The organism is Flagellimonas sp. CMM7 (genome assembly GCF_021390195.1).
Classification (GTDB): Bacteria; Bacteroidota; Bacteroidia; order Flavobacteriales; family Flavobacteriaceae; genus Flagellimonas.
This window is the reverse complement of record NZ_CP090003.1, coordinates 1385561-1400049: the sequence shown is the minus strand read 5'-3', so window position 1 is coordinate 1400049 and position 14489 is coordinate 1385561. Positions and strand designations below refer to the sequence as shown.

The 14489-nt window shown below is 39.1% G+C and carries 11 protein-coding genes; 9 read left to right on the top strand and 2 right to left on the bottom strand.

Annotated elements, in window-relative coordinates:
- Nucleotides 1–172 precede the first annotated feature (172 nt).
- The 9 genes from LV704_RS06390 to LV704_RS06350 all read left to right on the top strand — a co-directional run bounded on the left by LV704_RS06390 (nt 173) and on the right by LV704_RS06350 (nt 10652).
- Entirely contained in the window at nt 173–1486 is a 1314-nt protein-coding gene (locus tag LV704_RS06390) for a gluconate:H+ symporter (protein WP_163421182.1), read from the top strand.
- 11 nt (nt 1487–1497) lie between these two features.
- On the top strand, nt 1498–1962 hold the full coding sequence (locus tag LV704_RS06385; protein ID WP_163421183.1) for a RidA family protein: 465 nt from the start codon (nt 1498–1500) through the stop codon (nt 1960–1962).
- 50 nt (nt 1963–2012) lie between these two features.
- Nucleotides 2013–3083 carry a dipeptidase gene (locus LV704_RS06380; RefSeq protein ID WP_163421184.1) on the top strand — a complete coding sequence of 357 codons (1071 nt, stop codon included), beginning with the start codon at nt 2013–2015 and terminating at the stop codon, nt 3081–3083.
- Nucleotides 3084–3452: 369 nt separating this feature from the next.
- A complete protein-coding gene (locus tag LV704_RS06375; protein WP_163421185.1) occupies nt 3453–4535 on the top strand; it encodes a PD40 domain-containing protein in 1083 nt (360 codons plus the stop codon).
- 197 nt (nt 4536–4732) lie between these two features.
- Entirely contained in the window at nt 4733–5194 is a 462-nt protein-coding gene (locus tag LV704_RS06370) for a (2Fe-2S)-binding protein (protein ID WP_163421186.1), read from the top strand.
- Entirely contained in the window at nt 5191–7338 is a 2148-nt protein-coding gene (locus tag LV704_RS06365; protein WP_163421187.1) for a molybdopterin cofactor-binding domain-containing protein, read from the top strand. Before LV704_RS06370 ends, LV704_RS06365 begins: the two co-directional genes overlap by 4 nt.
- 268 nt (nt 7339–7606) lie before the next feature.
- A complete protein-coding gene (locus LV704_RS06360; protein ID WP_163421188.1) occupies nt 7607–7978 on the top strand; it encodes a cytochrome c in 372 nt (123 codons plus the stop codon).
- Entirely contained in the window at nt 7978–8442 is a 465-nt protein-coding gene (locus LV704_RS06355) for a (2Fe-2S)-binding protein (protein WP_163421865.1), read from the top strand. Before LV704_RS06360 ends, LV704_RS06355 begins: the two co-directional genes overlap by 1 nt.
- Nucleotides 8439–10652: a xanthine dehydrogenase family protein molybdopterin-binding subunit gene (locus tag LV704_RS06350; protein ID WP_163421189.1), complete on the top strand. Its 2214-nt coding sequence runs from the start codon at nt 8439–8441 to the stop codon at nt 10650–10652. The genes LV704_RS06355 and LV704_RS06350 overlap by 4 nt, the downstream gene beginning before the upstream one ends.
- 56 nt (nt 10653–10708) lie before the next feature.
- Here LV704_RS06350 and LV704_RS06345 read toward each other — a convergent pair whose 3' ends face one another.
- Both LV704_RS06345 and LV704_RS06340 read right to left on the bottom strand, forming a co-directional pair.
- Nucleotides 10709–11935, bottom strand: a complete 1227-nt coding sequence (locus LV704_RS06345; protein ID WP_163421190.1) for a hypothetical protein — start codon at nt 11933–11935, stop codon at nt 10709–10711.
- A gap of 93 nt (nt 11936–12028) precedes the next feature.
- On the bottom strand, nt 12029–14443 hold the full coding sequence (locus LV704_RS06340; RefSeq protein ID WP_163421191.1) for an outer membrane beta-barrel family protein: 2415 nt from the start codon (nt 14441–14443) through the stop codon (nt 12029–12031).
- Between the last annotated feature and the right edge of the window lie 46 nt (nt 14444–14489).

The window sequence follows — 14489 nt, the reverse complement described above, 5'->3', positions numbered from 1 at the left end:
ATAGGCTTTCGGCTAATATCATTAATTGGTTGATGGTTTTTTAATCTTTGAAAAGAATATTATTTAATAAACATCACAATATTCGCCTTTTTTGATAGCAATCTATATTGGGTTGTTGGTGGTTTTTTGTTCCTGAATCATTACATTTATAATCGACCAATAACCAAAATTTATGCCCATTGTTTTTGTTGTATTAGGAATATTGCTATTGTTTCTACTCATCGCAAAATTTAAACTCAACGCCTTCCTTTCTTTTATAATTGTTTCCTTGTTTGTGGGAATATCCCAAAACATGAATTTAGAAGGTCTTGTTAAATCCATTCAGACGGGCATTGGTAATACACTTGGTTTTTTGGTCTTGATCTTAGGTCTGGGAGCAATGTTGGGAAAACTAGTTGCAGATAGTGGTGCGGCGCAGCAAATCACTACAAAATTGGTAGAAGCTTTTGGAGTTAAATATGTACAATGGGCAGTGGTTTTAACTGGGTTTATTGTAGGTATTCCAATGTTTTATTCTGTTGGCTTTGTAATATTAATTCCTTTGGTATTTACCATTGCCATGTCAACAGGTTTTCCATTATTATATGTTGGATTGCCTATGCTCACATCTTTGTCCGTAACCCATGGATACCTGCCGCCACACCCTGCACCAACCGCTATTGCCGCCATGTTTAATGCCAATATCGGAAAAACCATCATATATGGTATTGTTATAGCAATTCCTGCAATCATTATCGCAGGCCCACTTTTTGCACGAACAATAAAAAAAATTGAGGCAAAGCCTTTAAAGGAATTTTACAACCCCGTTGTTATAAAAGATGAACATCTGCCCAGTGTAATGGTCAGTGTGTTGACTGCTTTGCTACCTATATTGTTAATAGGTCTATCCATTGCTGTAGATCAATTTATGCAAGAGAGTAGCGTTAAAACTATTCTTGTCTTCTTGGGGAACCCAGTCATTGCAATGTTAATCTCAGTATTGGTAGCGATTTATACTTTGGGTTTTTCAAGAGGCAAAAAAATGGGAGCAGTTATGGATTCTCTATCCAGCTCAGTATCCAGTATCACTATGATTCTATTGATCATTGCTGGAGCTGGGGCGCTAAAAGAAGTGCTGGTAGATAGTGGCGTAAGCAATTATATCGCAGACTTATTAAAAGGCTCTAGTGTATCCCCTTTGGTTTTAGCCTGGTTAATAGCGACGGCCATTAGAGTTTGTGTTGGATCTGCAACCGTTGCGGGATTAACGGCTGCTGGTATTGTACTTCCATTAGCATCGGGAACAGGCGTTAATACAGAACTTATGGTATTGGCCATTGGTTCAGGAAGTCTAATGTTGTCCCATGTGAACGACACTGGTTTTTGGATGTTCAAAGAATATTTCAATCTTACAGTCAAAGAAACCTTGTCCACATGGACGGTCATGGAAACTTTGGTGGGTGTGATTGGATTATTAGGAGTGTTAACGTTGAATATGTTTATTTAATTTTTAGTATTATGGATAATTTACCTTCAGAAAGAATAAAAGAATTAGGGCTTCAATTTCCACCTGCTCCTAAACCCTTAGGAGTTTATAAGCCACTATTGGTGGTGGATAATTTTCTGTACATTTCTGGACAGGGACCTATTAATTTGGATGGAACTTTAATGGTAGGTCGCGCTGGAGATGACCTAAATGAAGATCAGGCTAAATTGGCAGCTCGCCAAGTTGGATTAACGATGCTGTCTACCATTCAGACACATTTTGGCAGTTTGGATAAAATTAAACGCGTGGTCAAAGTTCTAGGGATGGTCAATTCAACCCCGGATTTTGGAAGACAACCCTATGTTGTAAATGGGTTCAGCGAGCTTATGGCTGATGTATTCGGAAAGGAAAATGGAATTGGAGTTAGAAGCGCAGTTGGAATGATGTTGCCAGACAACATTCCCGTTGAAGTAGAGGCTATGTTCCAATTGCGTTAAAGCAATAAAAAGAGGGCTTACACAATATGTTATACCACTAATACCTAATAATGTTCGTATTTGATGCACATTTGGATTTGGCCATGAACGCTTTGGAGTGGAACAGGGATTTAACCTGGACTGTTGAAGAAATCAGAAAGAGCGAAGAAGGGATGATGGATAAACCCGATCGAGGTAAAAACACCGTTTCTTTACAGGCAATGCGAAAAGGTAATGTAGGTCTCTGCGTGGCAACACAAATTGCTCGTTATGTAAAAAAAGGAAGCCCATTGCCTGGTTGGAATTCTCCACATCAAGCTTGGGCACAAACCCAGGGACAACTTGCCTGGTACAAGGTCATGGAAGAAATTGGTGAAATGGTGCAGATTACCAATTTAAAAGAGTTAAAAACACATATGGCACTTTGGGAACGTGATGATAGTGACTCCAAAAAGCCAATTGGATACATACTTAGCTTGGAAGGCGCAGATTCAATCATTACCATAGACCATCTTGAAAAATCCCATGAAATGGGGTTAAGGGCTATTGGTCCTGCACACTATGGGCCTGGGACATACGCACATGGCACTGACTCCATCGGGGGAATTGGTACTAAAGGAAAAGAGCTTTTAAAAAAAATAGAAGAACTCAATCTTATTTTAGATGCTACCCATTTATGCGATAAGAGTTTTTGGGAAACAATGAAAATTTACAATGGGCCGGTTTGGGCAAGCCATAATAATTGCAGAAAATTTGTAAATCATAACAGGCAGTTTTCAGATGAACAAATCAATGAACTAATTGATAGAAAAGCAGTTGTAGGCCTTGCTCTTGATGCATGGATGATGGTTCCTAATTGGATAAGGGGAAAATCCACTCCCAAAGCTATGGGGGTTACTTTAAATCAGATGGTAGACAACATTGATCACATATGCCAATTGGCCGGAAACTCATTGCACGTGGGTGTCGGAACTGATCTTGACGGGGCTTTTGGCAAAGAGCAATCTCCGGATGATCTTGATACTATAGCTGATTTACAGAAAATACCATTTTTACTGCATGAAAGAGGGTATTCGGATGATGATGTCGAAAATATTATGCACCTCAATTTTATAAAATTCCTTGAGAGAACATGGGGATAGATTTGTGGTGAGAATTCTGAAAACAAAAAAGCCCTCAATTTCTTGAGGGCTTTTTGCGGTCCGGACGGGACTCGAACTTTTCTTCAAAATGCCAGTTATCAAAGGCATGCCAAGGGGCGGTTTTTTGGGCTCACCGTGATGCTCACCTTTTAACAAAGTTTAACACTTAAGTATTGGTGCTTGATAGAGTTTGATATGAAATCATTGGAAAACAGTACAGCCTTAAATAAGTATAAACAGCAATCTAAATGGTAAAACTTTCTCCAAAAATCGAAAATCGGGAACTCAATTTTTGTAACTAATGCTAAAATTACCCTAAGAATGAGGATTGGTTGCATTTTCAACACTTCTCGGACAAATAGGATAACAATGAAAATAGAGAACATCATTAAGGAATGGAGGGATATGACCACTTCAAACATCAAATTCAACTACAATCTCTGTAAATATTTTTTGGGAATTATATCAGCAGCTATACCACTATCATGTACCAACGAAAAACAACAACAGACCTTACCTAAAAATGGTATTGAAAATCCATTTCAAAAATTGGATTCCTTGGGAGAAACACCTGTTATGTTTTATCCCAATATTGTTTCGACGGCAATCGACAAATTCAATACCAGTTTTAGTCCTGATGGTAATACCATTTATTATACTGCTACTTCTCAAAAATTAGGAATTACCGGTATTGCCTATCAAGAATTTGTGAATGGAACATATTCGCAACCCAAATTTGTTCCCTTTGTTTCTTTCGATATTGCCACAGCCGATGTACAAATTTCTCCAGATGGTAGACGCATGCTGTTTTCCACATATGAGGAGTATGAAGGTAAACCAGAAGGTTTCAACTTTAATCTTTGGGAGTCTAGATTAAAGGAAGGTCTTTGGCAAAAACCAACACCTATAGGCGGCTCAATTGCATCAAAAGGGAATGAATTTTATCCAGTGATGACTAAAAATGGTAACCTCTATTTTAATTCGGACAAGAGCGGGAATAGTGACCTCTATTATGCCAAATTCGAAAATGACACCTATGGTGAACCTATACCGTTGCCCAAAAATATCAATACTGATGCCAGAGAGGCCGATGCTTTTGTGGCACAGGATGAATCGTTTATCATCTTTGTTCGTGTGGATGAACCAGATGGATATGGAAATAGTGACCTCTACATCAGTTTCAATAAAGGTGGTGATGAATGGACAGATCCCATTAATATGGGCAAAACCATCAACAGTGATCAAATTGATGGAAGCCCTTATGTTACCCCTGATGGAAAACATTTATTGTTTACCTCTGGTAGAATCTCTCCGAACACCAAGGAAACAGCTATGGAAAGCTATGCGAGGTTTAAATCGACCATGACTTCAAGTAACAATGGCTCGTTGAATTTCTTTATTGTAAAGTTGAATTTAACCCGCTATAAAGAATTGGCTACGTCGAGCGATTAAGAAAATTGATGCGAGGCAAAATTTCCTATGAAGGTTCAAACTTCTAAGCCCCATCATTTTTAAAAAGTCTATTCATTTCGGAAATCAATACTAGATTCTTTGCGGTTAGTTATATCATAGCTCTATTCAATATATTGATTTACCTAGCGGGTACATCTCGACATTAGCAACGAAAAATCACTCAAAAACAATCAACCATGACGCTTAATATCAACAATCGAGATTATTCATTTGAAGCTGAAGTAAACATGCCCCTCTTGTGGGTTTTACGCGATTTGTTAGAGATGACCGGTACCAAATACTCCTGTGGTATTGGCCTATGTGGGGCATGTACAGTTTTGGTAAATGGTGAGGCTGCACGTTCATGCAGTATTCCTATTTCAGCAGTATTGGATAAAAAAATCACCACTATTGAACATTCTGAACCCAATTCTCTTTTACAACCCCTAAAAGACTCTTGGGTAGAAAATGATACACCTCAATGTGGGTATTGCCAAAGCGGACAAATCATGAACGCATTGGCGCTGTTAACGCAAAACCTTGACCCTAGTGAAGAGGAAATCGAATTGGGAATGCGCGGTAATATTTGTCGATGTGGCACCTATCCAAGAATCAAAAAATCCATTCAACAAGTCGCTCAAAAAAATCGAGAGCTATGAAAAGAAGACATTTCTTTAAAACATCAACACTTGCTGGGGGAGGGCTTTTAATGAGCACCTTCATTCCACTTTCATGTACAATCGACACAGCAGGACAAGAAAGTTGGGAGCCGAATTTTTTTCTTCGAATAGACCCGGATAATACCATCACATTTATTTGTTCAATAACCGAGCTGGGACAAGGCACCTCCACAGGACTTACTATGATTGTAGCAGATGAGCTCGGTATTGCTATGGAAAAACTTAAAGTGGAATTCGGAGATGGCGCTTTTGAACGATATGGACACTTTCAAGACACAGGAGGAAGCAATGGCTTACGACTTTTATGGAACCCTTTACGCAAGGCAATGGCTACGACTAGAGAAATCTTTGTTCTGGCTGCTGCCCAAAAATGGGACGTAGAACCCAACGATTGTTATAGTGAAAACGGTTGGGTAAGCTGTGAATCCAACAACAAAAAAGCCTCTTACGCTAGTTTAATAGTATTAGCCAAAGAGGTTCCCATACCTCTGGAAATTGAATTAAAAGATGCCTCCACCTATAACTACATAGGAAAGCCGGTGATAGGAAAAAAAACAAAAACCATCGTTGAAGGCCGATTGCCTTATAGTATCAATATCAAAATGCCCGATATGGTCTATGCCACCATAGCCCGTTGTCCGATTTGGAATGGCAAATTGATTCATTTTGATGCAACAAAAGCTAAGGAATTTCCTGGGGTTATCGATGTGATAGAAGTTCCAAGTACAGAAATAAACCCTAGCAATGACTTTAAAGGAGGTGTCAGATCTGGTATTGCAGTGCTAGCAAGTAACACTTGGGCCGCTTTTGAAGCGAAAAAGTTGTTGGAAATTGAATGGGATTTGGGCCGATTTGCTGAAAAATCCGATTTGGATGTCAAACAGGAAATCTTGGATCAACTGGATGAGCCCAAAAGAATAAATCATGATTTCAAGGAAGCTTCAAAAGCATTAAAGGACTCCAAGAAATTTAAAGCGACCTACGTCACTCCCTATCAAACTAACGCTTGTATGGAACCACTCAACGCTACCGCCCATCATAAAGGGAATACCATTGAAATTTGGGCGGGTAGCCAAGCACCGGCCATGTTCAGAGAACGTATCTACGAACTTACCGGAATACCTGAAGCTGCCATAATATCGCACAACCTACCCTCTGGAGGTGGGTTTGGTAGGCGGTTTCATTCCGATTTTGTGGAGGAAGCCGTTTTAATTTCGGAAAAAATACGTAAGCCCGTAAAGGTGACTTGGTCAAGAGAAGATACTTTCAAAACTTCTAAGTACCATCCTCTAAGTGCAGATTCTTGGGATGCCGTGTTGGATAAAAACAATAAAGCAGTTGCCCTGGGCTATCAAGGCACCGTGGGAAGGACCAGTGGATTTCAACCTTATCCTTATGCCTTACCAAAGGTTCATTACAACAGTATTTACGAAAAGAAAGGTCCGTTGTTACCCAGAGCTTCTTGGCGCAGTGTTTATGCCCATCCTTGGGCTTTAAGTTTGGAATGTTTTATTGATGAATTAGCTCATCTTGGACAAATGGACCCTATTGAGTATCGATTAGAATTATTGGAAAAAGCAGAAGTAGTGGAGCAGATTATGGACATTTGGGTAGGCGACAATCTTTATCCTGAAAAACTAAAACGTACCCTTGAAAAAGTTAAACATGAATCCAATTGGGGGCAAACTAAAGAAAATCACTACCAAGGAGTTTCTTCAGTAGGCTATAATACATCTTATTGCTCTCAGGTAATTGAGATTTCAATAATTGGTAAAGAGTTGAAAGTTGTAAAAGTTACTGTTGTTATGGACTGTGGACTGGTCATCAACCCAAGTCAAGTAAAAGCTCAAGTTGAAGGAAGTATAGTATGGGGGTTGACTGCTGCACTTAAAGATAAGATTACCGTTAAAAATGGAAGCGTAGAACAGGAAAACTATGATTCCTATGATATGTTGCGAATGGATGAAACCCCAATAATTGATGTTCATTTATTGGATAGTCCAGATTCGCCATCTGGTGCAGGTGAACCTGCGGTGCCAGGTATTGCTCCCGCGCTATTGAACGCAGTTTTTGCTGCAACAGGAAATCGAATTCGGGAAATCCCAATATCAACAAAACTATAGTCTTTAAAATAATTTAAACCAATGCGTTCATGAAAGAAACCAACTCCTTCATAATTTTCAAAAATGACTTGTTAACAAGGGTTAAATTATTGTTCCATACTCTTAAATCATCTACTGATTTTCGAAATCGATACATTTTTTATCACTGTTGGTTTGAAATTACCCAATTAAATTAAAATCTTCAAAACAAGAAATCTTTAATTGACAGAAGCTTCACGAGATAATCTCCCTAATGAAATTAGATTTCGAAACCCTAACTGCCCTGTGTATGAAACAATTGTTGATTGTATCCTTGTTTTTTTTGGCTATATCATCCTGTAAGCCAAAAGCAGAAAAAGAGAGTATTGCCAATGGAAAAGAAGTTTACATCACTAATTGCATAAGTTGTCATCAACCAGATGGCAAAGGAATTGAAGGAGCATATCCCTCCCTTGTAAAATCAGATTATATTACAACAGATCAAACTCAAAGAGCCCTGAAACTCATAAAATATGGTTCTGGGTTCGATGCAGGAATGAAGCCTATTTCACTTACGGAAAAGGAAATAGTGGATGTACTTAATTACATCCAAAACACTTGGGAAAATGAAGGAGCATTTTTAACAAAAACTCAATTAAAGCAATTCAAAATCAATAGATGATGGCAAATTATTCTTTGAAAATCAATAATGAAACCCACACCGTTGATGTTTCCCCAGATACGCCACTACTGTGGGTTTTAAGGGGTGAGCTGAAGTTGTACGGCACAAAATATGGCTGTGGTATTGCTCAATGTGGTGCTTGTACTGTGCACATTGATGGTTTGCCAATAAGATCCTGTAGCATCCCCATTGAAAACGTAGATAATAAATCTATCACTACCATTGAGGGTTTGTCAGAGAAATCCGATCATCCAGTCCAAATGGCATGGGAAGCAGAGGATGTACCGCAATGTGGCTATTGCCAATCAGGACAAATCATGACGGCGGTAGCTCTTTTGGAGCGCATTCCAAATCCAACCGATGAGGAGATCAATAGGGCCATGAAAGGGAACATCTGTCGTTGTGGTACGTATTCCCGAATTTGTAAAGCCATTAAAGCAGCAGCCAAAAACATAGAGTCATGAATATCACCAGAAGGAGTTTTTTGAAAGTTAGCGGCAAAGCAGGAGGTGGTTTAGTATTGTCCCTTAGCCTCCCAATGTATGGAAATGTAAGACCGTTAAATCAGAATGAAAAAGAAGTTGAGTTCAACAATTTTATTTCCATAGACACCAATGGTGAGATTACAATAATGCTGACAAAGCATGAAATGGGACAGGGCACAGGAACTTCCATACCTACAATAATAGCCGATGAACTGGATGCAGATTGGAATAAGATAAAGATTAAGAAAGTGGAGTACAGTCCCAAGTATACCTGGCATGAGATGGGTACTACAGGTGGCAGTGGCTCCATCTCCCGGACCTGGGACCCTATTCGTAAAGCAGGTGCTACCACCAAGGAATTGCTGAAGCAAGCTGCAGCCATTAAGTGGGATGTAGATCCAATTATATTAAAGGTGGAGAATAGTATCATTACCAATCTTGCCACCGATGAAAAAATGGAGTTTGGTGAACTGGCCGAGGCTGCTTCCAAATTACCCATTCCAGACAATGTTACTTTAAAAGAGCCGGGGGACTATAAGTACATTGGTAAGCCGATTAAAAATCGAATTACTAAAGATGTTATTTCTGGAAAGGCCAAATATGGTATAGACATGGATGTTCCGGGAATGGTCTATGCATCAATAGAAAAATGTCCCATTTATAAAGGCAAACTCAAAAGTTACGATGTTACAGAGGCGAAAAAAGTGGAAGGCGTTCTAGATATTTTTCCAATAGTTTTATCCGAGGAAATTAAAAGCTTATTGAATCCAGTATTGGGATATGTTAATGAAGGGATTGTGGTGGTGGCAACATCTACATGGATAGCATTCAAAGCCAGAAAACAACTTAAGGTCGAATGGGATGGGGGCGAAAATGGCCCCAGAAGCCTAGCTTCCCTGAACAGTGATATGCGAGCGGTAAAAAACACACCTGGTCAAAGGACCATGGATTTGGGTGATGTTGAGGAGGGCTTTGCCAACAGTGATAATGAGGTTGTGGAAATGGAGTATGACAACCCTTACCAAGCCCACGCCCTAATGGAACCTCTAAATGCCACAGCAGATTTTCGTGAAGATTTATGTGAGATATGGGTGGGGACACAAGATGCTGAACAAACCATTTCAGAAGTTGCCAAAGTTTTGGAACTACCTCCAGAAAAAGTGGTTGTACATGATCTAAACTCAGGAGGGTCATTTGGTAGGCGCTACCATGCCGATACATCTATAGAAGCAGCATTTGTATCGAGAAAAATCGGAAAACCCGTTAAAATTACTTGGACCAGGGAGGATGAAGTTAGAAACGATCATTTTCAGCCGTATTTAAAAAATTATTTAAGAGCAGCAATCACACCTGAAAAAAAAGTCGTTGGTATAGAAAACAGGGCCATTTGTACTGTTGATTATGCAACCTGGGTCGAAAAATGGGAGCACTATTATGCTTTCCCCAATATCCGTTGTTATCGCACTTTGGTTCCAACCCTTTTGCATGAAGGTGCTTGGCGCAGTGTTGGGGAACATTCTGCAGCCTTGTCCAAGGAATGTTTTGTAGATGAATTAGCTCACAAACTTCAAAAAGACCCCTTGGACTATCGAATGGAACTATTGAGTCATGAAGTTGATTGGGGAGATCCTAAGACCATGCCCGACTGGGCAATAAAGTACTTGTTACCCAGAAAGAAATTGGTAAGGCAAAGACAACTGGATATCATATCCCATATTAAAAAGAACAGTTTATGGCCAAAAGAAACCGGAAAAGGAAAAGGTATGGGGTTTGCCATTGCAAATTTCGGTGATACGGTTTGTGCCGAAATTGTCGAAGTGACCATGGATGAGGAATTTGGCTTTACAGTGGACAAGGTCACTGCCATTGTTCATTGCGGTATGGTAATAAATCCACACTTTGGAAAAGGACAGATCGAAGGTGCCATTATCTGGGCACTATCCGCAGTAAAATATGGGGGGGTGGAAGTTGAGAATGGAATTGTACAAAGGAGTAATTTCCACAATAACAAAGTACTTAGAATGGATGAACTACCAGAAATTGATGTCGTTTTTATTGAAAGTGATGAGCGCCCTTCCGGACTTGGTGAACCTGGGACGCCTCCATTGGCCCCAGCTGTACTAAATGCCATTTTTAATGCTTCTGGCAAGAGAATCAGAAAAATACCGGTTACCAAGGATGATTTGTAGAAACAAAGAACAAAGTTCCTTCAACTCTGGAGTAGCAACATATTTTCATTAGTGAGTTAATCCTTCAAAACATTTTCGAATTTATCTTGTTTCTCGATTCTTAAAATATTTCGTGAGTCATCATAAATGAGCTTAACAATTGCGGCCCCATCACTTGGGTTATTGGTTAACCGTCCATCGGTATCATAGTACCTGGTTTCCTTTATATCCCCGCTCTTATTATAGTGCCGTTCGCTTCGAAAGTAGCCTATGCCCGGTGGAATAATCTTTTCTTCATTAAGTGAATAGTATTCGAAAGCGATTATGTCTCCATTATCATTATGGTAGCGTACATGCCTGGCAACACTATCGCTAGCAGTAACTCTACGATTGTTTTTATCAAAAAAAACAGTTTCTAATCCATCATTGACACCTTTGGAGGGAGTTTTACGGATATATTTGACTTGAGCATACCCAAAAGACGCATAACCAGTGTCTTGCCTATCCACAAGATTTCCATCTTCGTCATGAAAGGTATAAGATACCTCATTCCCGTATTCATCAAAATCAAAATCTGTGTAGGCCGCTTTTTTCTTCTCGCTTAGTACAAGTTCTTTACCGTCTTTCCCATAGTTTTTTATTAAATCAAGATATCCATTTTCATCCGTAGTAATATGGGTGACATAAAAATCGAAATAATCCATCAAAATGTTTATCTCACCATTCTTCTTGAGTGCTCTTTGAATGAAAGAGCTATCATTTTGTGTTTCCCACTCAAATCTGTACGTACCATATTCTGTTTCTATTTGCTCATCTTTTTCATTATAAAGTACCAGGGATTTTCTTCTTCCATCAGCATCAAGTTCAAAGACTTCCTTGTGAATACCTTGATTTTCTCCACGCCCGTAGAAATGCCTTCTAACACTTGCCGGTTTGTTGTTATGGTCAAAGTATCTACGGATTAGCTGCGTGTTCTTATATTCCAATGAGACAACAGCAATACCGAAATATGAATAATTGTTTAAGAGACCTTTTGAATAATGCATTACCTTGATTATCCTACCTTCAGAATCGTAGTCAACTTTATAGTGATTGGTGTCTTCGGCTTCTTTCTTTGTAATTGGAATTCTTGGCCTATACGTCATGTAAGGCGAAATGTGCCCAGTAAGCTTCAAAAAATATTTTGAGCTTATACTATCACTGCTAGATAATTCATTCCCTCCCTCATTTTTAGATTTCTCATTACATCCGAACAGTAGGAGGATTATCAATAGTTTAAGCAGAATGCTCTGTATATTTTTCATTTTTAATTGTGGGCAGCAATTTTGTGTATGAAATGCAGCATGAAAAAAAACACTTATGGAGATTGATTTCTTCATAATTCCTTTTGCTTTAAATTATCCATTATTCTCCGTTTGTCTAGCCCGGTTCAATTCATTTTGTATTTCTGATTGCCTTCTACGTTGTGGTTGAACGGTTTGTTTACCAAAGCGCCATGTGAACGACAAAGTCGCGTAACGTGTATCCCTGTAACTGGTGAAAGTATCATCAAGGTTACCAAACTGGGTCCTACCAGTGGGATACTGGTTCCAAAAGATATCATTGAAATTAAATCGAAGTGTTCCTTTATCCTTCAATATGTTCTTTTGAAAACCCAAGGAGACTGAAGATATGGTTTCGATTTTAGTGATTGTAGCATAACTGGGGAACAGATGAAAGGCACTTAGTTGTAAGCGATACCCTTTTCCCAAATTAAAATTATGACTGGTATTTATGGTTACCACGGGATTGTTTCTGTCAAAGTTGAATCCATTGATCTCACCGTCAAAATCGCTTACTGAAGCATTGACGTTCCAATTGCTTTCCCACCAGTTCCAAAACCGCACAGGAAAACTGGCAACAAGAGAGTAGCTTTTCAACCTATCAATGTTAATGGGTTTTACAACAACAACTTCTTCTTCACTATTGCGAATGATGGCGTTGTTGAGATTATCAGTAGTGTAACCTACATTTAAGGCGAAGTAGTAACGTTGTTTAAAAGTGTAATTAAGTTCCGATACCCAGGTAAATTGAGGTTGAAGAAAAGGGTTCCCCTCCCTAAAGGTATTGGTATTAACAAAGGTCCTGAATGGATTCAATTGCCCGTAACTAGGCCTATCTATACGTCTCCCAAATGAAACTCCCAATGCATTCTTTTCATTCAAGGTATAATTGTACGAAGCTGTCGGAAAAAAATTGAGATAATCGTTCTCAAAGACGGTATTCGTAGTCACCTGGTTTCCTTCAATAAATGTATTCTCGGCCCTTAACCCCAATTGAGCGTTCCATTTCTTTTTATTGATACTGTAGCTGACATAGGCGGCATATATTGCCTCGTCATAGATGAAATGGTTGCTCAGGTTTTCATTCAGAATTATAGTGCCATTCTGGTCATTTACGTATTCTAGATCGTTATCAGAAGTTACCCAGGTATTCTTCCAGCCAGTTTCAAATACATTACCGTTCTTTAGTGGTAATCTATAGTCCAATGTAATTCCAGAGAGATTTAAAAATCCATCCACATCACCTAACAAAATGTCTTGAGCGGTATTGCCCGTATCGAAAAATTCAAAATCAGAAACGAAGTTTTGGTCTGAACCATTGGTGTATCGGGCATAATCCAAGTTAAAATCGAGGCTGGATTTATTTTTAAAACGATGTCCAGCATTCAAGTTAGCTGTAAATTGGTTCCAATCTGATTTAATATCGGTAGTGGTCAACTCCTCTGAAATTGGATTTCTTGCAATATCAAACCCCGACACATTACTGGTAGATCTATTTTTTTGTATGCTTCTGAGTCCAGAGAACAACAATCCAATAGTTGTGCGTTCACTGGCGTTGAAATCTAATCCCAAACGTGCATTGTGATTGCTGAGAGGTAGTTCAAAATCATTTTGTAAGTCATAAATGGCCATGGGCTGGTCACCATCAAGAAAGGTACGATCAATCACTATCTCCTGATAGCGGTTCATATCCGAAAACGAATATTGCCCAAAAATGTTCATTTTTTCAGTTCTATGGTTAAAGTCGATGCTGTTGCTCCATCTAAAATATCTCCCGTGGCCAGGGCTTATCGTCAAACTCCCATTAGTGCCATAAAGCTTTCCTTTTTTTGTCACGATATTGATAATCCCTGCATTTCCCTGCGCTTCGTATCGTACTGATGGATTTGAGATAATCTCTATTTTCTCAATATTGGATGAAGGAAGACTTCTAAGCAGGTTGGCCAATTGTTCACCTTGTAAACGCGTATCTTTATTATCGATATATATGCGCACACCATTTCTTCCGCTCAGTGAAATATTATCATCTTGATCTATGGTGATTCCGGGAGATCTTCCCAATACCTCCAATGTAGTACTCCCCGTGCTAACAATACTGTTTTCAACATTGACAACAAGTTTATCTTGTTCCCTTTGGATAAAGGGCTTTTGGGAAACTACGGCTACTTCGTTCAACTGTTCTGCCGCCTCTTGTAAAACAAGGGTTCCCAAATTGCTGGAAACAATTGAAGAAATGGTTTTGGACTTGAACCCTAGGTAGGAGACTGTCAAAAAACACGCTTGTGGTTCTTTTATCAAAAGGTTGAAGTTTCCATTATCATCAGAAATGGCACCTTTTACCAAAGTGGAATCGGTTTTTAGTTTGGCCACAACATTGGCAAAAGCTATGGCATTATTATCTATGTCAACAACTTTTCCTGTGATGTTTTCTTGTGCATTGCCCCAAAGGCCGATTAAAGAGATAGTCAGTATTATACTTTTTTTGAACATGGATTTTCCATTGATTTTGAGGTCATAGCGATCGAATTGGACTATG

Excerpts from the sequence above, each read along its gene's own strand:
- LV704_RS06345 (WP_163421190.1), bottom strand. The coding sequence starts at position 11,935 with ATGAAAAATATACAGAGCATTCTGCTTAAACTATTGATAATCCTCCTA.
- LV704_RS06350 (WP_163421189.1), top strand. The coding sequence starts at position 8,439 with ATGAATATCACCAGAAGGAGTTTTTTGAAAGTTAGCGGCAAAGCAGGA.
- LV704_RS06360 (WP_163421188.1), top strand. The coding sequence starts at position 7,607 with ATGAAACAATTGTTGATTGTATCCTTGTTTTTTTTGGCTATATCATCC.
- LV704_RS06365 (WP_163421187.1), top strand. The coding sequence starts at position 5,191 with ATGAAAAGAAGACATTTCTTTAAAACATCAACACTTGCTGGGGGAGGG.
- LV704_RS06340 (WP_163421191.1), bottom strand. The coding sequence starts at position 14,443 with ATGTTCAAAAAAAGTATAATACTGACTATCTCTTTAATCGGCCTTTGG.
- LV704_RS06390 (WP_163421182.1), top strand. The coding sequence starts at position 173 with ATGCCCATTGTTTTTGTTGTATTAGGAATATTGCTATTGTTTCTACTC.
- LV704_RS06375 (WP_163421185.1), top strand. The coding sequence starts at position 3,453 with ATGAAAATAGAGAACATCATTAAGGAATGGAGGGATATGACCACTTCA.
- LV704_RS06380 (WP_163421184.1), top strand. The coding sequence starts at position 2,013 with ATGTTCGTATTTGATGCACATTTGGATTTGGCCATGAACGCTTTGGAG.
- LV704_RS06355 (WP_163421865.1), top strand. The coding sequence starts at position 7,978 with ATGGCAAATTATTCTTTGAAAATCAATAATGAAACCCACACCGTTGAT.
- LV704_RS06385 (WP_163421183.1), top strand. The coding sequence starts at position 1,498 with ATGGATAATTTACCTTCAGAAAGAATAAAAGAATTAGGGCTTCAATTT.
- LV704_RS06370 (WP_163421186.1), top strand. The coding sequence starts at position 4,733 with ATGACGCTTAATATCAACAATCGAGATTATTCATTTGAAGCTGAAGTA.